The following is a 22039-nucleotide window of genomic DNA, read 5'->3' as shown; positions in this document are numbered from 1 at the left end:
TGAACTACATGACATCCAGCGCTTGCTGGAGCTTCCAGATATAGCGCGGAGCCTGCGGCGCCGGATGATTATCAGCCACATGTTCAATAAATTCATCCGGGCTGAGATCGTTGATCTTATTAATGGCTTTTTTTCTGTCGGAGGAGAATGTTCGCAGCAGTGCGCCCGCCCCGTTAGCGTACGACACCACCAGCGCATATTGCATCACCTGAGGATCTTCAATTCCGGCCAGCGGCCCGGTCTCAAGAATACTCAGGTAGGCGGCTCCCATCGAAATATTACGCTCAGGATTTTTCAGCTCGCTGGTCGACGGCTCTCCGCTCCATCCCATACGACGGTAAACATCGCGTCCTGACGTGGACGCTTTTAACTGCATCAGACCAATCGCATTCGATTTACTGACCGCATTCGGGTTTCCGCCAGATTCAATGGCGATGATAGCGGTAATCAATTGTGGGCTGACACCCCAGGCCGCACCGGCTTTTTCACTGATCGGCATCCATTGCATTGCGCGTTTGACCGGAACTTCAGCATTCCATGGCGGATTTTTGTAATCCTGTTTTGAACTACAGCCCACAAGTAATACAACCAAAAAAGCAAACCATCTCAATTTCACGTCATCTATCCTTATAGCCGGAACCTGTCGCTGAGGTGACAACGACATACCTACGCGGCATGATATACATTTGGTTTTAGTTGTAGCAAGGAAATGCCATGTCCCGGTTTCACTTAATTGCCCCTTCGGGCTACTGTATCAACCAGCAGGCTGCATTACGTGGGCTTGCGCGGCTTACTGAGGCCGGTCACCAGGTCGATAATTCAGCGGTCATTGCGCGCCGATGCCAGCGTTTTGCGGGCACAGAAGCAGAACGTCTGGCAGATGTGAACTCGCTCGTTAATCTGCAAACGCCTGATACTATTGTGATGGCGGTACGCGGCGGCTATGGCGCGAGCCGTTTACTGGAAAGGATCGACTGGCAGGGACTGGCTGCTCGTCAGCAACAAAACCCGCTACTGCTGTGCGGGCACAGCGATTTTACGGCGATTCAGTGCGGTTTGCTGGCGCAGGGCAATGTGATTACCTTCAGCGGCCCAATGCTGGCGGCTAACTTCGGGGCCGAGGAGATGAACGCGTTTACCGAGCACCATTTCTGGCAGGCTTTGCGTCATCCCCAATTTACCCTTGAATGGCAGAGTAACGGCCCGGCGTGTGCGACCGAAGGTACGCTATGGGGCGGAAATCTGGCGATGATCATTTCGCTGATGGGCACGCCATGGATGCCCGCTATCGAAAACGGTGTGTTGGTGCTGGAAGACATTAATGAGCACCCATTCCGTATTGAACGCATGCTGCTGCAGCTATACCATGCGGGAATACTGGCCCGGCAGAACGCCATTATTCTTGGCAGTTTTAGCGGCAGTGCGCCCAATGACTATGACGCCGGTTACAGCCTTGATTCGGTTTGCGCTTTTCTACGCGACAGATTGTCAGTTCCGTTAATCAGCGGTCTTGATTTTGGTCATGAACAACGTACCGTCACCCTGCCTTTGGGTGCCAATGCGGTGCTGAAAAACGATAAAAATGGCGCTCAGCTCACCATAAATGGTCATCCGGTACTTAAATCGTAAAAAAAGCTGCCAACAGGGCTAAGTAAAACGCTGTTTCTGTCGTTATTATGTTAGGGTTTGTTAATACGAAACAGCGTAATTCAGGAGTAAACGAACGTTGGATGCCGCAGCAGTTATTAGCCTTTTTATTTTGGGTTCCGTTCTCGTCACCTGCAGTATCTTACTCAGTTCATTCTCATCACGTCTTGGCATCCCTATTCTGGTGATATTTCTCGCTATCGGGATGTTAGCGGGGGTGGATGGTGTAGGCGGTATTCCTTTTGACAACTACCCATTTGCCTACATGGTGAGCAACCTGGCGCTGGCGGTTATCCTGCTCGACGGCGGCATGCGCACCCAGGCCAGCTCTTTTCGCGTCGCGCTGGGTCCGGCGCTATCGCTGGCGACCGTCGGGGTACTGATTACTTCCGGACTTACCGGCATGATGGCCGCATGGTTGTTTAATCTGGATCTGATTGAGGGGCTATTGATTGGCGCGATAGTCGGTTCCACCGATGCGGCAGCGGTCTTTTCCTTACTTGGTGGTAAGGGGCTTAACGAACGTGTCGGCTCCACGCTGGAAATTGAATCCGGGAGTAATGACCCGATGGCGGTATTTTTGACTATCACGCTTATCGCCATGCTCCAAAACCACGAGACCGGTTTAAGCTGGATGTTCGCGGTGCATATACTCCAGCAGTTTGGTTTAGGGATTGTGCTGGGTCTGGGCGGCGGCTATCTGCTGCAGCAAATGATTAACCGCATTTCGTTGCCTGCCGGGCTGTATCCGTTACTGGCTTTAAGCGGCGGGATCCTCATTTTTGCCCTGACTACCGCACTGGAAGGCAGCGGTATTCTGGCGGTTTATCTGTGCGGTTTCCTGCTGGGTAATCGCCCGATTCGCAACCGATTTGGTATTCTGCAAAACTTCGATGGCCTGGCCTGGCTGGCGCAAATCGCCATGTTCCTGGTGCTGGGGCTACTGGTCACGCCTTCCGACCTGCTGCCTATCGCGATTCCAGCGCTGATTTTGTCCGCATGGATGATTTTCGTGGCTCGTCCGCTGTCGGTCTTCGCCGGACTGCTGCCGTTCCGTGGCTTCAATCTGCGCGAGCGTATTTTTATCAGTTGGGTGGGCTTGCGCGGCGCGGTGCCGATCATCCTTGCCGTCTTCCCGATGATGGCCGGCCTGGAAAATGCGCGTCTGTTCTTTAATGTGGCGTTCTTCGTGGTTCTGATCTCCCTGCTGTTTCAGGGAACGTCACTTTCCTGGGCGGCTAAAAAGGCCAAAGTGGTGGTTCCCCCGGTCGGCTGGCCCGTTTCGCGTATTGGTCTGGATATTCACCCGGATAACCCCTGGGAGCAGTTTGTTTATCAGCTCAGCGCGGATAAGTGGTGTGTGGGAGCCGCATTGCGCGACCTGCATATGCCGGAAGAAACGCGAATTGCCGCCCTGTTTCGTGACAATGTCTTGTTTCATCCGTCGGGCAGTACGCGCCTGCGTGAAGGTGACGTGTTGTGCGTCATTGGTCGCGAGCGCGATCTCCCCGCTCTCGGCAAGCTATTCAGCCAGTCGCCGCCGGTATCGTTAGACCAGCGCTTCTTTGGGGATTTTATTCTCGAAGCCAGCGCAAAATATGCCGACGTGGCGCTGATATATGGCCTCGACGATGGCACAGAATATCGCGATAAACAGCAAACGCTGGGTGAAATCGTTCAGCACCTGTTAGGCGCCGCGCCGGTCGTCGGTGACCAGGTTGAATTTGCTGGCATGATCTGGACGGTGGCCGAGAAAGAAGATAATGCGGTGCTGAAGGTTGGTGTTCGCGTTGCTGAAGATGAGGATGAGTGACGTAGCTGTTTTTGCCGGGTGGGAGCTGCGCCTACCCGGCATACAAAAGTTACACCGTCACAACCGGTACGCGCAGCGCCAGCGAACACATCAGTTCGTAGCCCACCGTACCCGCAGCAGCGGCCACATCGTCAATTTTAATCTCTTTGCCCCACAGCTCTACCGGCGTGCCGATCCCCGCCTGAGGACATGGCGTCAGGTCAACCGCCAACATATCCATTGAGACCGTTCCGACCGTTTTGGTGCGTACACCATCTACCAGCACTGGCGTGCCGCTCGGCGCATGGCGCGGATAACCATCTGCATACCCGGTCGCCACAATGCCGATGCGTTGCTCCCCGCTGGCGGTGTAACGCCCGCCGTAACCGACCCGATCGCCGGCTTTCAGCGTTTGTATGCCGATAATTTCGCTGCTTAACGTCATCACAGGTTTCAGGCCCGTATTGGCGATGTCTCGCCACTGTCCAGACGGCGATGCTCCGTACAAAATGATGCCCGGACGAACCCAGTCATAATGCGCTTCAGGATGCCACAGCGTCGCGGCCGAATTGGACAGTGACCGTCTGCACTCCAGCCCTTCTGTCGCCTGCGCAATACGTGTCATCGCTTCCTGAATGCCATCCGGGTGTTCTGCATCAGCGAAGTGCGACATCAGCGTCATTTCACCGACGTTGGGCATGGCCCGCAGCTGTTGCCAGACCGTGGAAACTCTGTCTGGTAAGAAACCCAGCCGGTTCATGCCGCTGTTCACCTTCAGATAAACATCGAGCGGTGCGTTCAGGCGCGCATTCTGCAATGCTTTTAGCTGCCAGTTACTGTGCACACACGTTGTCAGACGATATTTGTCATATATCGTCAGGTCGTCGGCGTGGAAAAAACCCTCCAGCATTAATATCGGGCCTTTCCATCCCCGCTCGCGCAGGGTTATCGCCTCTTCAAGATTGAGCATGGCAAAACCGTCGGTTGTGCCCAGCGCATTCCATACTCGTTCAATGCCATGTCCGTAAGCATTGGCTTTCACTACCGACCAGACGCGGGCGTCCGGTGCGGCCTGGCGAGTAATGGCCAGATTTTGTTTCAACGCCTGCAGGTCAATGCTGGCCAGTATCGGGCGGGTCATCTCTCATCCTTATCAGTTATGTGCGCCGTGTAAATGCCGTGGCCGAGAGGGGGTAAACCCCGGGCTGTAACGCGCCACGCTCAAATCGTCGTAAGGAATGGCTGGGGTACGACCAGATAAAATATCGCTCAGCAGCTGGCCGGATCCACAGGCCATGGTCCAGCCCAGTGTGCCATGACCCGTATTAAGCAGCAGATTTTTAAAGCGGGTTCGTCCCACGACCGGCGTACCGTCCGGGGTCATCGGACGCAGTCCGGTCCAGAATGTAGCCTGCTCCACATGACCGCCGCGCGGGAAAAGATCGCGTACAACCATCTCCAGCGTTTCGCGGCGAGGCTGCAGCAATTCGGTATTGAAGCCAACAATCTCCGCCATGCCGCCAACGCGAATACGGTTATCAAAGCGGGTTATGGCGATCTTGTAGGTTTCATCAAGGATAGTAGAAACCGGGGCCCCATCATCCTGCGCCACCGGAATGGTCAAGGAATAACCTTTAAGCGGATAGACCGGAATATCAACAATACCTTTGAGCATCGCCGTGGAGTAAGAGCCAAACGCCATCACATAAGCATCGGCTTTAATGATTTCACCCCCACACTGAACGCCATATATTTGCTCACCCTCGCTGAGTAGCTTATCGACCGGGGTGTTAAAGCGGAACGTGACGCCCGCTTGCTCGGCCATCTGCGCCAGGCGCTGGGTAAACAGCTGGCAATCACCGGTTTCGTCATTTGGTAAACGCAAGCCGCCGGTCAGCTTATGCGCCACTTCCGCCAGCGCGGGTTCGACTTCCGCCAGGCGGTTTGCTTCAAGCAACTGATATGGCACGCCCGCATCTTCGAGCACGGCGATATCGCGGGTGGCGTTCTCATACTGTTGAGCAGTACGGAACAGCTGTAACGTTCCACCCTGACGTCCTTCATACTCAATGCCGGTAGAGGCGCGCAGCGCTTTCAGGCAATCACGGCTGTATTCCGCCAGCCGTACCATGCGTCCTTTGTTTTCCATGTAGTGACTGGTGTCGCAGTTACGCAGCATTTGCCACATCCATTTCAACTGGAACTGAGTCCCGTCGAGACGGACGGCCAGCGGGGCATGGCGCTGAAACATCCATTTAATTGCTTTAAGCGGTACGCCGGGCGCCGCCCATGGTGCTGCATACCCTGGAGAGATTTGTCCGGCGTTTGCCGCACTGGTTTCCAGTGCCGGACCGGGCTCACGATCAATGACGGTGACATCATGTCCAGCCTGACTTAAGTACCAGGCGCTGGTCACGCCAACGACACCACTTCCCAGTATGACAACTCGCATAGCCACTCCGTTAACAGTAAAAGAACAATCATCTAATTACATCTTGATAACTCAGTTGAAAATATTATTCAACATATGGCTTTTTTATGGTGACTTATCTCACATATAGCAGTGATTGCTGGGAACTCCCGGCTTTGGAATCTCATGCTGTGCGTTATTTTTATCCAGCATAAAATTTTGCGGATATGCCTTTTTTCTGCGCTTCGCTAACGTGAAATCGCAAAGAAAAAATTTCTGCCGCAGCACGTTTTTTAACACCATGATCTATGCTTGAAATGAGGTACTCCACACAGAGAGTGCCGCCAACAATGAGGGTGCGCGAATGGCTACGATTGATTCCATGAACAAGGACAGCACACGGTTAAGCGATGGACCCGACTGGACGTTTGATCTGCTGGATGTCTATCTGGCGGAAATAGACCGCGTGGCGAAACTCTACAGACTGGATACCTACCCGCACCAAATCGAGGTGATTACCTCCGAACAGATGATGGATGCCTACTCCAGCGTCGGGATGCCAATCAACTATCCGCACTGGTCGTTTGGTAAGAAGTTTATTGAAACCGAGCGCTTGTATAAGCATGGTCAGCAGGGGCTGGCCTATGAAATCGTCATTAACTCCAATCCGTGTATCGCGTATCTGATGGAAGAGAACACCATCACCATGCAGGCGCTGGTGATGGCGCATGCCTGCTACGGACATAACTCTTTCTTCAAAAATAACTACCTGTTCCGTAGCTGGACGGATGCCAGCTCCATTGTCGACTATCTGATCTTCGCGCGAAACTACATTACCCAGTGTGAAGAGCGTTACGGTGTGGATGAAGTCGAAAAGCTCCTCGACTCCTGCCATGCGCTGATGAACTACGGCGTGGACCGTTACAAACGACCGCAAAAAATCTCGCTTCAGGAAGAGAAAGCCCGGCAGAAAAGCCGTGAAGAGTATCTACAAAGCCAGGTGAATATGCTGTGGCGCACGCTGCCGAAGAAAGAGGAAGAGAAAACCATTTCCGAAGCGCGGCGATATCCTTCCGAGCCGCAAGAAAACCTGCTCTATTTTATGGAAAAAAACGCGCCGCTACTGGAGTCCTGGCAGCGTGAGGTCTTACGCATCGTGCGCAAGGTCAGCCAGTATTTTTATCCGCAGAAACAGACGCAGGTGATGAATGAAGGCTGGGCCACCTTCTGGCATTACACCATCCTTAACCACCTTTATGATGAAGGTAAAGTTACCGAGCGTTTTATGCTGGAGTTTCTGCATAGCCATACCAACGTGGTTTTCCAGCCGCCGTACAATAGTCCGTGGTATAGCGGGATAAACCCTTACGCGCTGGGCTTTGCGATGTTCCAGGATATCAAGCGTATCTGTCAGTCCCCCACCGAGGAAGACAGGTACTGGTTCCCGGATATTGCCGGTTCCGACTGGTTGGAAACGCTGCATTTTGCGATGCGCGATTTTAAAGATGAGAGTTTTATCAGTCAGTTCCTGTCACCAAAAGTGATGCGCGATTTCCGCCTGTTCACCGTGCTGGATGACGATCGCCACAATTACCTGGAGATTTCCGCTATCCATAATGAGGAAGGATATCGTGAAATTCGTAGCCGACTGTCGTCGCAATATAATCTCAGCAACCTGGAGCCGAATATTCAAGTCTGGAATGTCGATCTGCGCGGCGACCGTTCGCTCACCTTACGTTATATTCCGCATAACCGTGCCCCGCTGGATAAGGGACGCAAAGAGGTACTGAAACATGTGCACCGGTTATGGGGTTTTGACGTGATGCTGGAGCAGCAGAATGAAGATGGCAGCGTGGAGCTGCTGGAGCGTTGCCCGCCGAGGATGAACGGTCTGTAAATCTTATTGCCGGAGGCGGCGTAAACACCTTATCCGGCCTGCGCATTCGAGGCCGGATAACACGCTTTAGCGTCGCCATCCGGCATTGCGTAATTAGCGTCCCTGAATAGCTAAATCGCCCGGCAGGTTTTTCTGCATACGATGCCAAATCTCGCCGCTGTCGTGACCATAGCGGCGCACCGTTTCATAAACCTGCTCATGAGCGCCCTGCTCACACAGTTCTGACAGCTTACGATAGAAGCTCAGCGCCAGACCACGCGCTTCTGGATTAGCAAAATAATGACGACCAATACGGGTATATAACCCTTTCATTCCGTTGAGGATCAGACCGTATATGGGGTTACCGGACGCAAATGCCAGACCGCGAAAAATGTTGTAGTCCAGATCGGCGAACGCATCAGCGTGGTCAGCTACCTGATTTGCTGTCGCCAACACCTCCTGCGCTTTGTCAGGATGCTGGCGAAACGCGGTGCGGATAAAGATGGTTGAAATGTTGGTGCGCACAGACAGCAGATTATCGATCAACTGCGGTACGCTCTCGTGATCGAGGCGCGCCAGCGTTTCAAGAATATTCAACCCGGAGGTTTCCCAGAAGTTATTCACCTTCGTCGGTTTGCCGTGTTGAATGGTCAACCAGCCGTCCCGCGCCAGACGCTGTAATACTTCGCGCAACGTAGTACGTGTCACTCCGATCAGTTCAGAGAGTTCACGTTCAGCGGGCAAAATAGTGCCAGGTGGGAAGCGGTTATTCCAGATACTCTCAATGATGTACTCTTCCGCGAACCCCGCCGGGCTTTGCGCCTTAATGACCATAGTAATAATTCCATTACACAGCAAAACATAGTTACAGTTATCATACCAGACGGGTTTCATAGCTGATAGCTGACGAAATGAAGAAAAAGTGGATCAAGGCTTCATTTTCCAGATAACGCTGATACTCACTCCCCCCTTGCCATTCACGTGAAGAGCTTGCCTGCGCCCCCTCCTCCCGCTAAGCTTTGCGGTCAAACATAAAAACATCATTTCATTTTTAAAGGTAGGGAAATCACCATGGAGCTATCATGGAGCCGCGCGATGTGGCGGAATTTTTTAGGTCAGTCGCCAGACTGGTATAAACTTGCACTGCTCATCTTCTTAGTCGCTAACCCGATTATTTTTTTCATCAATCCCTTTATTGCAGGCTGGTTGTTGGTGGCCGAGTTCATTTTTACGCTGGCAATGGCGCTAAAATGTTATCCGCTGCTGCCGGGCGGGCTGTTGGCAATTGAAGCTGTCATCATTGGCATGACCAGCGCCGCGCATGTGCGTGAAGAAGTTGCCGCCAACCTTGAAGTGTTACTGCTGCTGATGTTTATGGTGGCAGGCATCTACTTTATGAAGCAACTGCTGTTGTTTATTTTCACCCGTCTTCTGCTCAGCATTCGTTCCAAGTCACTGCTGTCACTCTCCTTTTGCATTGCTGCCGCCTTCCTGTCCGCGTTTCTTGACGCGTTGACCGTCGTTGCCGTGGTAATAAGCGTAGCGGTCGGTTTTTATGGCATCTACCATCGCGTGGCCTCTTCCCGTGGGGAAGATAACAATATGCTCGATGACAGCCATATTGATCAGCACAACAAGGTCGTTCTGGAGCAGTTCCGTGGTTTTCTGCGTAGCCTGATGATGCACGCAGGCGTCGGTACGGCGTTAGGCGGCGTAATGACCATGGTTGGTGAACCGCAAAACCTGATTATCGCCAAAGCAGCTGGCTGGCACTTTGGCGACTTCTTCCTGCGCATGTCACCAGTCACCGTTCCGGTGCTGATTTGCGGTCTGCTAACCTGCGTGCTGGTCGAGAAATTACGTTGGTTCGGCTATGGCGAAACGCTGCCGGAGACCGTCCGCGATGTCCTGCAAAAATTTGACGATCAGAGCCGTCAGCAGCGAACCCGCCAGGACAAGATAAAACTGATTATCCAGGCGATTATCGGCGTCTGGCTGGTGGTCGCCCTGGCACTGCATCTGGCGGAAGTGGGATTAATTGGTCTGTCAGTGATTATTCTGGCAACGTCGTTAACCGGCGTTACCGACGAACATGCTATAGGCAAAGCCTTTACCGAGTCGCTGCCCTTCACCGCCCTGCTGACCGTGTTCTTCTCTGTTGTTGCGGTGATCATCGATCAGCAGCTCTTTTCGCCGATTATTCAGTTCGTTTTACAAGCCTCTGAACACGCGCAATTAACGCTGTTCTATCTGTTTAATGGTCTGCTGTCGTCTATTTCTGATAACGTCTTTGTCGGCACTATCTACATCAACGAAGCCAAAGCGGCCCTGGAACAGGGGACTATCAGCCTTAATCAGTATGAACTGTTAGCGGTGGCGATTAACACCGGGACCAACTTGCCTTCCGTGGCCACACCAAACGGGCAGGCGGCGTTCCTGTTTCTGCTGACTTCCGCCCTGGCACCATTGATTCGCCTCTCTTATGGTCGCATGGTATGGATGGCTCTGCCTTATACCCTTGTCCTGACACTCGTCGGGTTGCTTTGCGTGGAGTTCACACTTGTTCCAATGACCGAATGGATGACCCAGTCGGGCTGGTTAGCTACACTTTCATAACAATTAGCCGGGCAAATCACTGCCCGGTTTGACTTTTTGCATGATAATTATCCGATTACGCAAATTTTCAATTCCCGCTAGTGGCGCATAAAGTGAATTGGTTTAAACTGCGGTCTCTACGCATGTTGCAGGGAAATTATTATGTTGCGATTTTTAAACCAGTGTTCCCGTGGTCGTGGAGCGTGGTTATTGTTGGCGTTTACCGCCTTTGCGCTGGAACTCGTCGCGTTGTGGTTCCAGCACGTCATGCTGCTAAAACCTTGCGTGTTGTGTATTTATGAACGTAGCGCATTATTTGGCGTGATGGGTGCGGGACTGGTGGGGGCTATCGCGCCAAAAACACCGCTGCGCTATGTGGCAATGGTTATCTGGATTTACAGCGCCTGGCGCGGTCTTCAGTTAGCGTATGAACACACCATGATTCAGCTTCACCCGTCACCATTTATGACCTGTGATTTTGCCGCGCGCTTTCCGAGCTGGTTACCGCTGGATAAATGGCTGCCGCAGGTGTTTGTGGCATCAGGCGACTGCGCTGAGCGTCAGTGGTCGTTTTTAACCCTCGAAATGCCGCAGTGGCTGCTCGGGATCTTCGCCGCATATCTTGTTGTGGCGATACTGGTCGTCATAGCACAACCGTTTAAACCGAAAAAACGTGACCTTTTCGGTCGCTAACAGAGACGCTCCTTCGGGAGCGTTTTTTTTGGCTTAAATTCATTGCCTGCTGGCATCTATAAGATGTATATTAAATACATCTTATAGATGCCACACGAAGGAGATGTCTTATGTCCCATTTACGCATCCCGGCAAACTGGAAAGTTAAACGCTCTACTCCCTTCTTTACGAAAGACAATGTTCCTGCGGCACTGCTCTCCCACCACAACACCGCTGCGGGGGTGTTTGGACAACTCTGCGTGATGGAAGGAACGGTGACGTATTATGGCTTTGCCAATGAAGACGCAAAAGAACCCGAAGTGAAAGTAGTGATTAATGCCGGCCAGTTCGCGACCAGCCCACCACAATACTGGCATCGCGTTGAATTAAGTGACGATGCGCAATTCAACATCAATTTCTGGGTTGAAGACGACAACCATGGAGATGAGATGTATCAGGCGAAAAAATCTTAACCCTTAACGCCTGCTAATCGATGGGCGGATCAGTCCGCCCATGAAGGTTTGTTCAGGATATGATCCTGCCAGTCGCGCACTTCTGATTCTTTTACCGCAATATGACGTACCGAAATACGTTCGCCATGCATTGCCGCTTTCGACCCGGTCAGCAACGGATGCCATTCTGGCAACCCTTTTCCTTCCGCCAGCAGACGATAGGCGCAGGTCATCGGCAACCATTCAAAGGTAGGCAGATTATCACGCGTGAGTTTGATGCAGTCCGGCTCGTATTCGAATCGACGTTCGTAGTTACGGCACTGGCAGGTTTTAATATTGAGCTGCTTACAGGCGACGTTGGTAAAATAGATTTCGTCAGTATCTTCATCCATCAGCTTATGCAGGCAGCATTGACCACACCCATCACATAATGACTCCCACTCGGCATCGGTCATTTCATCAAGGGTTTTACTTTGCCAGAAAGGTATGTCGCTCATCAGGGTATCCGCTATCGTAATAAAGCTGCACCTTATAACCAGTCTGGCACGCTGATGCAAGTTTTGCCGCCCGAAAAGGCGGCAAGCAGAGATTACAGCACTCGGGTGGTCAGTGTTTGTCCATGGAAACTGATAGCCAGTTCATCACCACTACTTAACGGTCCAACCCCTGCTGGCGTACCCGTCAGCACAACATCGCCCGCTTTGAGCGTAAAGAAACGGCTCATATAGGCAATCAAAGGAACAATGGGATGGATCATATCTGCCGTCGAGCCGTGCTGACGCGTTTCGCCGTTTACCGTCAAGCCGAGCATTGTATCCTGCGGATCACCATCAAATTCCGCCACCGGGATAAATCCTGACAGCGGGCATGAATTATCAAAGCCCTTGGCTTTTTCCCACGGCTGACCGGCTTTCTTCATTTTGCCCTGAATATCGCGCAGGGTTAGATCCAGCGCTACGCCATAGCCAGCGATGGCTTTACGCACATGTTCTTCTGTCGCCTGGCGTAAGGTTGCGCCAATCAGTACCGCCAGCTCAACCTCATGGTGAACCGACCCCATATCGGATGGGATCGCCAGCGGCTGGCGCAAATCACACAGCGCAGTTTCCGGTTTGATAAACAGTACCGGCTCTTCCGGGGTGGTTCCCCCCATCTCTTTTATATGGTTGGCATAGTTACTGCCTACGCAAACCACCTTACTCACCGGATAATCCAGCAGAGCACCATGCCAGTTGTGATGTTGATACATTACTTTCCCCTAACGTAGTCATAGATTTCAGGTACTGCATCGATGGAACGTGCTGCTGCCGGATGCAGTTTAACGTTTAGCGTCTGATGTATTTTGTTTGGCCGCTGCCAGATGCTGTTTGAGCAAATCTTCTGGCGGTGGCGGTATTTGTAAATAATAGCCCTGCTCGATTAGCGCCTGTTTTACTTTTTCAAGATCGGCATTAACCAGTTTTTTTCGACCATCAAGCGGTAACATCATTGCCAGCGTTGGCTGACCAAATCCTTTCATCAGTTCTTCAGGAACTCGCGAGAAATCGTCTTTTTTTTCGACATATAAATAAGTCTGGTCACGTTTGCTGCTTCGGTAGATCACACAAAACATATCTTTTACTCTGAATTCACGGAATGGTGGCTTGCCTCAATATAATACTGACTATAACATGCCTTATAGTCTTCGGAATATCACCCCGCGCTGGGGATGATAAATAGCAAATTGAGTAAGGCCAGGATGTCAAACACGCCAATCGAGCTTAAAGGCAGTAGCTTCACCTTATCAGTGGTTCATTTACATGAAGCAGAACCCGAGGTTATTCGTCAGGCGTTGGAAGACAAAATCGCGCAGGCCCCTGCATTTTTAAAACATGCGCCCGTAGTGGTTAACGTGAGTGGTCTTGAAAGCCCGGTAAACTGGTCGGCGCTGCAGGAAGTTGTCGCGTCTACCGGCTTGCGCATTATCGGCGTTAGCGGATGCAAAGACGCTCGATTAAAGGCTGAAATTGACGAAATGGGACTTCCTTTACTGACTGAAGGTAAAGAAAAAGCGCTTCGTCCCGCGCCTGTTGAGGCTCCAGTTCCCGTCCCGCCGCCGCAAAACGTTACTCCCATCACAAAAACACGATTAATAAATGTACCGGTTCGTTCCGGTCAGCGCATTTATGCTCCACAATGTGATCTGATTGTTACAAGCCACGTCAGTGCGGGCGCAGAGCTTATCGCTGATGGCAATATTCATGTATATGGGATGATGAGAGGTCGAGCGCTGGCAGGCGCAAGCGGTGACCGGGAAGCGCAAATTTTTTGTACCCACCTGACGGCAGAACTGGTGTCTATCGCAGGTGTTTATTGGCTGAGTGATAAAATCCCAGCAGAATTTTATGGCAAAGCGGCACGCCTGCAATTAGCAGAGAACGCTTTGACAGTTCAACCGTTGAATTGATCCCTTTTTAACAAGGAATTTCTATGGCACGCATTATTGTTGTTACTTCGGGTAAAGGGGGCGTTGGCAAAACCACCTCCAGCGCGGCCATCGCTACAGGTTTGGCCCAGAAGGGAAAGAAAACTGTCGTTATTGATTTTGATATCGGCCTGCGTAACCTTGATCTGATTATGGGTTGTGAACGCCGCGTCGTTTACGACTTCGTCAACGTTATTCAGGGCGATGCGTCGTTAAATCAGGCGTTAATCAAAGATAAGCGTACCGAGAATCTCTTTATTCTTCCGGCCTCACAGACCCGCGATAAAGACGCGCTGACGCGTGAAGGCGTCGCAAAAGTTCTGGACGATCTGAAAGCGATGGACTTTGACTTCATCGTCTGCGATTCCCCGGCGGGTATCGAAACCGGCGCGCTGATGGCCCTGTATTTTGCTGATGAAGCCATCATCACCACAAACCCGGAAGTCTCTTCTGTACGCGACTCAGACCGTATTCTGGGTATTCTGGCGTCGAAATCCCGCCGTGCAGAAAACGGTGAAGAGCCGATTAAAGAGCATCTGTTGCTTACGCGCTACAACCCTGGCCGCGTAAATAAAGGTGACATGCTGAGCATGGAAGACGTACTGGAAATTCTGCGAATCAAGCTGGTTGGCGTGATTCCTGAAGATCAGTCAGTCCTGCGCGCGTCTAACCAGGGTGAGCCGGTTATTCTCGACATCAATGCTGATGCCGGTAAAGCCTATGCTGATACCGTAGACCGTCTGTTGGGAGAAGAACGTCCTTTCCGCTTCATTGAAGAAGAGAAGAAAGGTTTCCTCAAACGCCTGTTCGGAGGATAAGTTATGGCATTACTGGATTTTTTTCTCTCGCGGAAAAAGAGCACAGCGAACATCGCTAAAGAGCGACTGCAGATTATTGTTGCGGAACGTCGTCGTAGTGACGCCGAGCCACATTATTTACCGCAGCTAAGGAAGGATATTCTCGACGTTATCTGCAAGTATGTACAAATTGATCCAGAAATGGTCACCGTACAGCTTGAACAAAAAGACGGCGATATTTCGATCCTCGAGCTGAACGTAACATTACCTGAAGCAGAAGAGTCTAAATAACCTTTTGTGTAAATGCGTCATGGTTGCAAAAAAGGCAGATTATTCTGCCTTTTTTAATTTTCGTCCTTTGCCAATCTGCAACACATTTATTCCAACGTAAACTTCGGGTAGTTTTCGGCAAAATAGCGGCGCAAATACTCAACGGTAATACGGATTTTTGCCGACGTCGCCAGGCGTGAAACATAAACCGCCCAAATATTTGCTGGTTGATAATACTCAGGCAATATGTGTATCAGATGTCCGCTGGCAATGTTGCCACAGACATCCCACCACGAACGCAGAGCAATTCCCTGGCCGTCAAGACACCATTGATGCACCACTTCGCCATGATTAGATGACAGAGGTCCGGTCACTTTAATTGAGTGAGTCCCCTCTTTATTGCGCATTTGCCAGATACCAAACGGATGGTCACGCTCTTTAATGACCAGACAGGGAAAAGTAGAGAGATCGTTCAGTTGCTTCGGCATTCCATGCTGCGCCACAAACTCCGGCGAGGCGCAAAGAATACGATAGTTAGTCGCCAGTTTACGGGCAATCAGATTAGGTGCGATATCATCCCCGATACGAATATCGAGATCGACGCCCTCATTCACCAGGTCCACCAGACGGTCTTCAACATCGAATCTCAGCTCCAGCTGTGGGTACTCTTTCGCCAGCGCAGACAACGCAGGAGCCACCACCCGGCGGCCAAAACCAAAACTGCTGATAATACGTAACATCCCTTGCGGGATCTGCCTGACATCGGACAGCTCGTCCATCATCTGATCGACATCATGCAGGATCCGCTGCGCCCATTCGTATATCCGCTCCCCCTCTTCCGTTATGGTCACCCGCCGTGTTGTCCGGTGTAATAGCACCACGTTCAGCGTCTGCTCCAGGAGGGCTACACGCTTACTGATATAAGCCGGTGATACGCCCAACTCTTCGGCAACGGCGGCAAAACCCGCGCGGCGCGCAACCAGCATAAAGACGCGCAAATCATTTAACAGCGGCAGATTATTCATGATCTGTGTTTTATGTTTCACCAGTTAGGGGGATTAACTATCGTCCAGTCAATTATAGGATGAGGGGAAAGTCAATTTTGATGGCGTACAAGTGAGAGCTGCTATGAAGAAAACCTATCGTATTGCCGCTATCCCCGGAGATGGCATTGGTAAAGAAGTCCTGCCTGAAGGCATTCATGTGTTACAGGCAGCCGCCGAACGCTGGGGCCTGTCGCTTAACTTTGAACAAATAGAGTGGGCCAGTTGCGAATACTACGCCCATCACGGCAAGATAATGCCGGATGACTGGCGTGAACAGCTGCAATCCTTCGATGCTATCTATTTTGGTGCCGTGGGCTGGCCGGACACCGTCCCGGACCACATTTCACTATGGGGTTCGCTGCTTAAGTTTCGCCGCGAATTCGATCAGTACGTTAACCTGCGCCCGGTGCGGCTGTTTCCCGGCGTCCCATGTCCGCTGGCGGGCAAACAGCCGGGTGACATTGATTTCTACGTCGTGCGTGAGAACACCGAGGGGGAGTACTCTTCCCTCGGCGGACGCGTGAGCGAAGGTACCGAACACGAGATGGTGATCCAGGAGTCGGTTTTCACCCGTCGTGGTGTCGACCGTATATTGCGTTACGCCTTTGAACTGGCGCAAAGCCGCCCGCGCAAAACGCTAACCTCAGCGACTAAATCAAACGGTCTTGCCATCAGTATGCCCTACTGGGACGAGCGCGTCGAAGCGATGGCGGCCAACTATCCAGAGATCCGCTGGGATAAACAGCATATTGATATTCTCTGCGCCCGCTTTGTGATGCAGCCGGAACGTTTTGACGTCGTGGTCGCTTCCAATCTGTTTGGCGATATTCTCTCCGATCTCGGTCCGGCCTGTACCGGTACAATTGGCATTGCGCCATCTGCCAACTTAAACCCGGAACGCACCTTCCCGTCCCTGTTCGAGCCGGTACACGGTTCAGCCCCCGATATCTACGGTAAAAATATCGCTAACCCAATCGCGACAATCTGGGCTGGCGCGATGATGCTCGACTTCCTTGGTCACGGTGATGCCAACTATAAGGCCGCCCACGACGGCATTCTGGCGGCAATTGAGCAAGTTATTGCCAGCGGCCCGAAAACGCCAGATATGAAAGGTAACGCCACCACACAGCAGGTTGGTGAGGCCATTAGTCGGGCATTGCGCCTTTAAGCTTCGTGCCATTAAAAACGGGAGCACCCGGCTCTAATACCGATCAGTTAAGCATGTATGGAGAACATGTGATTCTTACTCAGGATTCCGTTCACCTCAGCGCTGTCATTTCTTGAAACGCAGTTACCCGTGAACGGGCAAGGGAGGCTCACCGCCTCCTCCCTTGCAACCCAGGCTCCCGGCGGGATTGTAAAGGGCGTGGCGGAGAACGCCCTTTACACGCTCACAGGAATCAGTGTCTCAGAGAAACGATGAACATGAGGTGAACGGAACCCTTTCTCTGATATTGCATGTTCATTACTTCCGCTAATACTGGTTGATGCTTTCTGATACTGAGACGCTAACTGACTAGCATTAAAGCACCCGGCTCCCTTTTTAGCTTGCTTACTGCGGATACTCCAACAACAGCGCGTTGAGACGCTCAGCCATCAGTTCGCCACGCCAGCCGGAAATCAGCTCAGGCAGGGATTGCTGCGGCTTTAATTTCCAGTGCCAGTTGAGCAACTGGTTGATCTGGCGGCGTGAAGCCAGCAGCTCGACGCTGAGATTTTGCTCCGCACTGACTTCGGCAACCAGCGCCTTAATGGCTTTGAACGCCTTGCGGTAGCCTGGCATATCCATCAGATTCAGTAGCGGTTGCGGCAGCGACGCCTCCGGTAAAGCCTGCGCTTTCTCGACAAGGGAAATCAGCGTCTTGCCGTGGAAGCGAATTTCGCTGCCGGAAAGCCCCAGGCTGTCCAGTTCGCCCAGACTACCCGGCATATAACGCGCCACCGCCCATAAGTGTTCCTCACGCACCACGAAGTTTACCGCCAGATCGCGCTCGCGCGCTTTACGCAGTCGCCAGTCGGCAAGCAGTTGCAGACAGGCCAACTGACGGGTACGCAGTTGCCAGGCATTGGTGATCTCGCGCCAGGCATCCTCGGGCGCCAGAATCTCCTGGCGACGCTGCTGCATTAAGCGACATTCGTCCAGCGCGGCGGGCAGCCAGCCGCTGGCTTCGGTTTCAGCCATCAGCGTTGTGGTGATCGGTAACAAATACCAGACGTCAGCCGCCGCGTATTCACACTGACGCTCGGTCAGCGGCCTGGCCAGCCAGTCGGTACGGGATTCGCTTTTGTCCAGGGCTATGCCAGTAAACTCTTCCACCATCGCGGCAAACCCCCACGACAGCGGACGACCGCAAAAAGCGGCGAGGATTTGTGTGTCAATCAACGGCTGAGGGAGTTCACCAAAGGCATTGAGAAACACCTCCAGATCTTCACTACTGGCATGCAGAAACTTGGTTATCGCCGTATCACGTAAAATATCGCGTAGTGGCGACCAGTCAGTGATCCCCTGTGGGTCAATCAGAGCAACGTGTTTGCCATCAAACAGCTGGATCAACCCCAACTGCGGATAATAGGTACGCGTGCGAACAAATTCGGTATCCAGGGCTATCGCCGGAAATTCACGGACGGCTTCGCACAGCGTGGCCAACGCGTCGTCCGTAGTGATCATTTGATAATTCAAATCGTGCTCTCTTAGGTTTACGCCAAAAAAAACGCCGGATTACCCGGCGTTTTCTGCTGGCTGACTTAACGCTCAGCCTTTATTGTCCACTTTGGCACGTGCTTCGTCACGTAATTCTCGTCGCAAAATCTTTCCAACGTTAGATTTTGGCAACTCATCACGAAACTCCACCAGCTTCGGTACTTTATAGCCCGTCAGATGACGACGACAAAAAGTGACCAGCGCTTCTTCGGTTAATGAGGCATCTTTCTTCACCACGAAGATTTTTACCGCCTCACCGCTGCTGCCCGATGGAACGCCAACCGCAGCGACTTCCTGTACGCCAGAATGTTGCATCACCACGTCTTCAATTTCATTCGGATAAACGTTAAAGCCGGACACCAGGATCATATCTTTCTTACGATCGACAATCCGCAGGAAGCCTTCATCATCCATCACCGCAATATCGCCAGTGTGCAACCAGCCGTCTTTGACGATTTCATCAGTCGCATCCGGTCGCTGCCAGTAACCCAGCATCACCTGCGGACCTTTCACGCACAGTTCGCCCGGCTCTCCCGGCGGCACTTCGTTATCGTCGTCATCCACCAGCTTGACCTCGGTGGAAGGAACCGGTAAACCGATACTGCCGCTGTGGTAGTCGATATCGTGAGGGTTGACGCTCACCAGCGGAGCGCACTCCGTCAGGCCATAGCCTTCCAGCAGATACTGACCCGTCAGCTTCACCCAACGCTCGGCCACCGCCTGTTGAACCGGCATGCCGCCGCCTGCCGAAAGATGCAGTGAGGAGAAATCCAGTTGCTGGAACTCTTTGTTATTCAGCAGCGCGTTAAACAGCGTGTTGACGCCAGTCATTGCGGTGAAGGGGTATTTCGCCAGCTCTTTGACCAGTCCCGGAATATCGCGCGGATTCGTAATCAGCAGGTTTTGACCGCCCAGCTCAATAAACAGCAGGCAGTTCATTGTCAGCGCGAAAATGTGATACAGCGGTAAGGCCGTTACCACCAGCTCTTTACCCGGATGCAGCAACGGTCCGTAGGTGGCGTTAACCTGCTCAAGGTTAGCCAGCATGTTGCGGTGCGTGAGCATCGCGCCTTTCGCCACACCGGTTGTCCCACCGGTATATTGCAGAAACGCCAAATCTTCCGACACCACTTCAGGCTTCACATACTGCATGCGATAACCGTTTTGCAGCGCACTGCGAAACGAGATGGCATCCGGCAGGTGATATTTTGGCACCAGGCGCTTAATGTACTTCACGACAAAGTTAACCAGCGTCCCTTTGGCGGTAGAAAGTTGATCGCCCATACGCGTCAGGATCACGTGTTGCACCGACGTTTTATCGACCACCTTCTCCAGCGTGTGAGCAAAGTTAGACACGATGACAATCGCCGACGCGCCGCTGTCATTGAGCTGGTGTTCCAGCTCGCGAGGCGTGTACAGGGGGTTCACGTTCACGACGATCATGCCAGCACGTAAAATCCCAAACAGGGCGACCGGATATTGCAGCAGGTTCGGCATCATCAGCGCGACGCGATCGCCCTTTTTCAGCCCGAGCCCTTGTTGCAAATAGGCCGCAAACGCCCGGCTGCGCTCTTCAAGCTTGCGGAAGGTCATCACCTCCCCCATGTTTACAAACGCGGGCTGATCGGCATAGCGCCTTACTGAGTGTTCAAAGAGTTCCACCAGGGATTGATAACGGTCAGGATTGATCTCCGCAGGGACACCAGCGGGATAACGGTTAAGCCAAACCTTTTTCAATACATCACCTCTAAAATGCATATTCGTCGTCATCACAACCCCAGGCAATAAACAAACTGTTAACATAATATTAACTCAGCGTACCAGTTTGTTTATTACACAACGACAAGGTTGCGAAGCACGTCACTATTTATTTTTCTTATATCCACATTAATGCAGAAACAGCGGACGAGCCGCTGTTTCTTTTACTAATAAAACAAAGAGTTACTCAGTTACTATGGTCTGAACCTGTGCCGGACCGGGATTGTACCATCCCCATCCGCCGTAGCCACCGTAAGGCCAGCCACGCGCGCCGTAGAACCAGGGGTCGATCGGCTGAGGCGGCATAACAATCTGCTGAGTAATATGCCAGCGTTTATAACCGGTTACCTGCATCAGCATGAATTTATACGGCGTACTGCCAATTTTTCCGTCCACTGTTCCGCTAATCGGACCGACGACGGTAACCAGTTGACCACGAAAATCCACCGGGTCGAGAAAGCCGTTTACATCGGCAAAAATTCGTCCGCGAGAGGCTTCGCCCAGCACGGGGCGCGCCCCGCTATCGAGAGGAACCGTGGCAATTTCCAGACGGGATTTCCCCTGCTGGTTCTGAATATCCACCACTTTGCCGCCGAAACGCGCTTCCTGTCCGACATAAAGCTGCGGCGCATTCATCACCCGCACCAGATCCTGCTGTGGCGTAGGGCTTGAGCCTTTAATCGCATCCGGGATGGTAACGCAGCCGCTTAGCATTAACGCCAATACGCCCGCCAACACACCTTTCACTACCTGCTTTTGCACCGCCATATTGCGACTCCCTCTTCTTAGCGCCTGCCCCGGAAAATTCACCGATGCGGGTCACTGACGACTGCGCGAATTAACCGGGGATGTACTACTAAGATTCATTCTTTACCGGGAAGTTTCTTCCACGCCACGGTGTTACGTAAATAAACCGGTTCAGCATGTTCAACGGCCACAGTCTTACCGGCAGCCAGCAATTGCGTGGCGACAGGCAGCATGTCTTCAGCCGCCGGCAGCAGAACAGCGCCATCGCTCAGCGTCAGGCCGCTGTCTTTACCCAGTTCAGGCCAGGCAGGCCACCCAGTTCCGACAGTGACCCATTCGCCAGACAGTTGCAGCAAGCGTTCATGTACTTGTTCAGGCGTTAACACAGCTTCGGTTTCTTCACCGCGCCAGATGCCATTTTCATCACGCTGGTATTCGGCCCAGTAAACCTCGCCCATTCGCGCATCAATCGCCGCAAGCACGCGGGTGGCGCCAGACTTACGCCAGGCCCCCTGCGCCATGGTCGCCAGGGTAGAGACGCCGATCATCGGCAAATTCGCGCCTAACGCCAACCCCTGAGCAATGCCAATCCCGATGCGTACGCCGGTGAAACTGCCTGGGCCGCGACCAAACGCCAGGGCGTCGATATCGGATAAGGCTAATTCGCCAGCGGCCAGGATCTCCTGGACCATCGGTAAAATTCGTTGGGTATGTTCTCGTGGGCAAAGCTCGAAATGAGCTTTGATAGTACCGTCATTCCACAGGGCAACAGAGCACGCCTCTGTGGCGGTATCGATAGCCAGAATTCGCAT

22 protein-coding genes and 1 pseudogene are annotated in these 22039 nt (G+C 52.4%); 10 read left to right on the top strand and 13 right to left on the bottom strand.

Annotation, left to right across the window (positions count from 1 at the left end; genetic code table 11):
* Positions 1-4: 4 nt before the first annotated feature.
* On the bottom strand, positions 5-616 hold the full coding sequence (gene emtA, locus OOJ59_RS22380; RefSeq protein ID WP_160955563.1) for a membrane-bound lytic murein transglycosylase EmtA: 612 nt from the start codon (positions 614-616) through the stop codon (positions 5-7).
* Between the two features lie 98 nt (positions 617-714).
* On the opposite strand from emtA, the gene ldcA reads away from it, so the two are divergent.
* Together ldcA and OOJ59_RS22370 are read left to right on the top strand one after the other, a co-directional pair.
* Positions 715-1629 (top strand): muramoyltetrapeptide carboxypeptidase, encoded by a 915-nt coding sequence (gene ldcA / locus OOJ59_RS22375; protein ID WP_087856079.1) that lies wholly within the window; start codon positions 715-717, stop codon positions 1627-1629.
* A gap of 97 nt (positions 1630-1726) precedes the next feature.
* A pseudogene (locus OOJ59_RS22370) lies at positions 1727-3394 on the top strand (potassium/proton antiporter); the annotation flags it as partial.
* Here the strand turns inward: OOJ59_RS22370 and OOJ59_RS28285 are convergent.
* The 3 genes from OOJ59_RS28285 to OOJ59_RS22360 are packed head-to-tail and all read right to left on the bottom strand — an operon-like array spanning position 3335 to position 5891.
* Positions 3335-3502 (bottom strand): hypothetical protein, encoded by a 168-nt coding sequence (locus tag OOJ59_RS28285; protein ID WP_419866963.1) that lies wholly within the window; start codon positions 3500-3502, stop codon positions 3335-3337. The pseudogene OOJ59_RS22370 and the gene OOJ59_RS28285 overlap by 60 nt on opposite strands.
* Before the next feature lie 7 nt (positions 3503-3509).
* On the bottom strand, positions 3510-4580 hold the full coding sequence (gene dadX / locus OOJ59_RS22365; RefSeq protein ID WP_038641223.1) for a catabolic alanine racemase DadX: 1071 nt from the start codon (positions 4578-4580) through the stop codon (positions 3510-3512).
* A gap of 12 nt (positions 4581-4592) precedes the next feature.
* A complete protein-coding gene (locus tag OOJ59_RS22360) occupies positions 4593-5891 on the bottom strand; it encodes a D-amino acid dehydrogenase (RefSeq protein ID WP_268063488.1) in 1299 nt (432 codons plus the stop codon).
* 322 nt (positions 5892-6213) lie between these two features.
* Between OOJ59_RS22360 and OOJ59_RS22355 the strand changes: the two genes are divergently transcribed.
* Positions 6214-7746 carry a SpoVR family protein gene (locus OOJ59_RS22355; RefSeq protein WP_069324685.1) on the top strand — a complete coding sequence of 511 codons (1533 nt, stop codon included), beginning with the start codon at positions 6214-6216 and terminating at the stop codon, positions 7744-7746.
* A gap of 93 nt (positions 7747-7839) precedes the next feature.
* Here OOJ59_RS22355 and fadR read toward each other — a convergent pair whose 3' ends face one another.
* Complete coding sequence (gene fadR, locus OOJ59_RS22350; RefSeq protein WP_038641229.1) at positions 7840-8559, bottom strand: fatty acid metabolism transcriptional regulator FadR; 720 nt, start codon at positions 8557-8559, stop codon at positions 7840-7842.
* 237 nt (positions 8560-8796) lie between these two features.
* Between fadR and nhaB the strand changes: the two genes are divergently transcribed.
* The 3 genes from nhaB to OOJ59_RS22335 all read left to right on the top strand — a co-directional run bounded on the left by nhaB (position 8797) and on the right by OOJ59_RS22335 (position 11465).
* Entirely contained in the window at positions 8797-10341 is a 1545-nt protein-coding gene (gene nhaB, locus OOJ59_RS22345) for a Na(+)/H(+) antiporter NhaB (protein WP_038641231.1), read from the top strand.
* Between the two features lie 141 nt (positions 10342-10482).
* Positions 10483-11013, top strand: a complete 531-nt coding sequence (gene dsbB / locus OOJ59_RS22340; RefSeq protein ID WP_042307884.1) for a disulfide bond formation protein DsbB — start codon at positions 10483-10485, stop codon at positions 11011-11013.
* Positions 11014-11123: 110 nt separating this feature from the next.
* Entirely contained in the window at positions 11124-11465 is a 342-nt protein-coding gene (locus OOJ59_RS22335) for a DUF1971 domain-containing protein (RefSeq protein ID WP_003020940.1), read from the top strand.
* 29 nt (positions 11466-11494) lie between these two features.
* Here the strand turns inward: OOJ59_RS22335 and OOJ59_RS22330 are convergent, their stop codons facing one another.
* The 3 genes from OOJ59_RS22330 to OOJ59_RS22320 form a co-directional block, all read right to left on the bottom strand.
* Positions 11495-11941: a YcgN family cysteine cluster protein gene (locus tag OOJ59_RS22330; RefSeq protein ID WP_003020944.1), complete on the bottom strand. Its 447-nt coding sequence runs from the start codon at positions 11939-11941 to the stop codon at positions 11495-11497.
* 92 nt (positions 11942-12033) lie between these two features.
* Positions 12034-12693: a fumarylacetoacetate hydrolase family protein gene (locus OOJ59_RS22325; protein WP_038641240.1), complete on the bottom strand. Its 660-nt coding sequence runs from the start codon at positions 12691-12693 to the stop codon at positions 12034-12036.
* A gap of 69 nt (positions 12694-12762) precedes the next feature.
* Complete coding sequence (locus OOJ59_RS22320; protein ID WP_038641242.1) at positions 12763-13056, bottom strand: YcgL domain-containing protein; 294 nt, start codon at positions 13054-13056, stop codon at positions 12763-12765.
* Between the two features lie 126 nt (positions 13057-13182).
* Between OOJ59_RS22320 and minC the strand changes: the two genes are divergently transcribed.
* The 3 genes from minC to minE are packed head-to-tail and all read left to right on the top strand — an operon-like array spanning position 13183 to position 14996.
* Positions 13183-13890, top strand: coding sequence for a septum site-determining protein MinC (gene minC / locus OOJ59_RS22315; RefSeq protein ID WP_038641244.1), 708 nt, complete (start codon positions 13183-13185; stop codon positions 13888-13890).
* Between the two features lie 23 nt (positions 13891-13913).
* A complete protein-coding gene (gene minD, locus OOJ59_RS22310; RefSeq protein ID WP_038641246.1) occupies positions 13914-14726 on the top strand; it encodes a septum site-determining protein MinD in 813 nt (270 codons plus the stop codon).
* A gap of 3 nt (positions 14727-14729) precedes the next feature.
* Complete coding sequence (gene minE, locus OOJ59_RS22305) at positions 14730-14996, top strand: cell division topological specificity factor MinE (RefSeq protein ID WP_003833739.1); 267 nt, start codon at positions 14730-14732, stop codon at positions 14994-14996.
* Between the two features lie 86 nt (positions 14997-15082).
* On the opposite strand, the gene OOJ59_RS22300 is transcribed toward minE, so the two are convergent.
* Positions 15083-16000: a LysR family transcriptional regulator gene (locus OOJ59_RS22300; protein ID WP_038641248.1), complete on the bottom strand. Its 918-nt coding sequence runs from the start codon at positions 15998-16000 to the stop codon at positions 15083-15085.
* Between the two features lie 103 nt (positions 16001-16103).
* On the opposite strand from OOJ59_RS22300, the gene OOJ59_RS22295 reads away from it, so the two are divergent.
* On the top strand, positions 16104-17189 hold the full coding sequence (locus OOJ59_RS22295) for a tartrate dehydrogenase (protein WP_160955561.1): 1086 nt from the start codon (positions 16104-16106) through the stop codon (positions 17187-17189).
* Positions 17190-17573: 384 nt separating this feature from the next.
* On the opposite strand, the gene rnd is transcribed toward OOJ59_RS22295, so the two are convergent.
* The 4 genes from rnd to tsaB form a co-directional block, all read right to left on the bottom strand.
* Positions 17574-18689 (bottom strand): ribonuclease D, encoded by a 1116-nt coding sequence (gene rnd, locus OOJ59_RS22290; protein ID WP_160955560.1) that lies wholly within the window; start codon positions 18687-18689, stop codon positions 17574-17576.
* Positions 18690-18773: 84 nt separating this feature from the next.
* The gene (fadD, locus tag OOJ59_RS22285; RefSeq protein WP_123261005.1) at positions 18774-20459 is read right to left on the bottom strand and encodes a long-chain-fatty-acid--CoA ligase FadD; all 1686 of its coding nucleotides are present in this window, start codon (positions 20457-20459) and stop codon (positions 18774-18776) included.
* 204 nt (positions 20460-20663) lie between these two features.
* Positions 20664-21248, bottom strand: coding sequence for a Slp family lipoprotein (locus tag OOJ59_RS22280; RefSeq protein WP_038641259.1), 585 nt, complete (start codon positions 21246-21248; stop codon positions 20664-20666).
* A gap of 95 nt (positions 21249-21343) precedes the next feature.
* A complete protein-coding gene (gene tsaB, locus OOJ59_RS22275; protein ID WP_038641261.1) occupies positions 21344-22039 on the bottom strand; it encodes a tRNA (adenosine(37)-N6)-threonylcarbamoyltransferase complex dimerization subunit type 1 TsaB in 696 nt (231 codons plus the stop codon).

This window comes from Citrobacter sp. W9 (assembly GCF_026719375.1).
In the GTDB taxonomy this organism is placed as follows: domain Bacteria; phylum Pseudomonadota; class Gammaproteobacteria; order Enterobacterales; family Enterobacteriaceae; genus Citrobacter; species Citrobacter werkmanii.
This window is presented reverse-complemented; position numbering and strand designations above follow the sequence as displayed.

Coding starts and splice junctions, on each gene's coding strand:
- ldcA (WP_087856079.1), top strand. CDS start 715: ATGTCCCGGTTTCACTTAATTGCCCCTTCGGGCTACTGTATCAACCAG.
- OOJ59_RS28285 (WP_419866963.1), bottom strand. CDS start 3,502: ATGCCGGGTAGGCGCAGCTCCCACCCGGCAAAAACAGCTACGTCACTC.
- dadX (WP_038641223.1), bottom strand. CDS start 4,580: ATGACCCGCCCGATACTGGCCAGCATTGACCTGCAGGCGTTGAAACAA.
- OOJ59_RS22360 (WP_268063488.1), bottom strand. CDS start 5,891: ATGCGAGTTGTCATACTGGGAAGTGGTGTCGTTGGCGTGACCAGCGCC.
- OOJ59_RS22355 (WP_069324685.1), top strand. CDS start 6,214: ATGGCTACGATTGATTCCATGAACAAGGACAGCACACGGTTAAGCGAT.
- fadR (WP_038641229.1), bottom strand. CDS start 8,559: ATGGTCATTAAGGCGCAAAGCCCGGCGGGGTTCGCGGAAGAGTACATC.
- nhaB (WP_038641231.1), top strand. CDS start 8,797: ATGGAGCTATCATGGAGCCGCGCGATGTGGCGGAATTTTTTAGGTCAG.
- dsbB (WP_042307884.1), top strand. CDS start 10,483: ATGTTGCGATTTTTAAACCAGTGTTCCCGTGGTCGTGGAGCGTGGTTA.
- OOJ59_RS22335 (WP_003020940.1), top strand. CDS start 11,124: ATGTCCCATTTACGCATCCCGGCAAACTGGAAAGTTAAACGCTCTACT.
- OOJ59_RS22330 (WP_003020944.1), bottom strand. CDS start 11,941: ATGAGCGACATACCTTTCTGGCAAAGTAAAACCCTTGATGAAATGACC.
- OOJ59_RS22325 (WP_038641240.1), bottom strand. CDS start 12,693: ATGTATCAACATCACAACTGGCATGGTGCTCTGCTGGATTATCCGGTG.
- OOJ59_RS22320 (WP_038641242.1), bottom strand. CDS start 13,056: ATGTTTTGTGTGATCTACCGAAGCAGCAAACGTGACCAGACTTATTTA.
- minC (WP_038641244.1), top strand. CDS start 13,183: ATGTCAAACACGCCAATCGAGCTTAAAGGCAGTAGCTTCACCTTATCA.
- minD (WP_038641246.1), top strand. CDS start 13,914: ATGGCACGCATTATTGTTGTTACTTCGGGTAAAGGGGGCGTTGGCAAA.
- minE (WP_003833739.1), top strand. CDS start 14,730: ATGGCATTACTGGATTTTTTTCTCTCGCGGAAAAAGAGCACAGCGAAC.
- OOJ59_RS22300 (WP_038641248.1), bottom strand. CDS start 16,000: ATGAATAATCTGCCGCTGTTAAATGATTTGCGCGTCTTTATGCTGGTT.
- OOJ59_RS22295 (WP_160955561.1), top strand. CDS start 16,104: ATGAAGAAAACCTATCGTATTGCCGCTATCCCCGGAGATGGCATTGGT.
- rnd (WP_160955560.1), bottom strand. CDS start 18,689: ATGATCACTACGGACGACGCGTTGGCCACGCTGTGCGAAGCCGTCCGT.
- OOJ59_RS22280 (WP_038641259.1), bottom strand. CDS start 21,248: ATGGCGGTGCAAAAGCAGGTAGTGAAAGGTGTGTTGGCGGGCGTATTG.
- tsaB (WP_038641261.1), bottom strand. CDS start 22,039: ATGCGAATTCTGGCTATCGATACCGCCACAGAGGCGTGCTCTGTTGCC.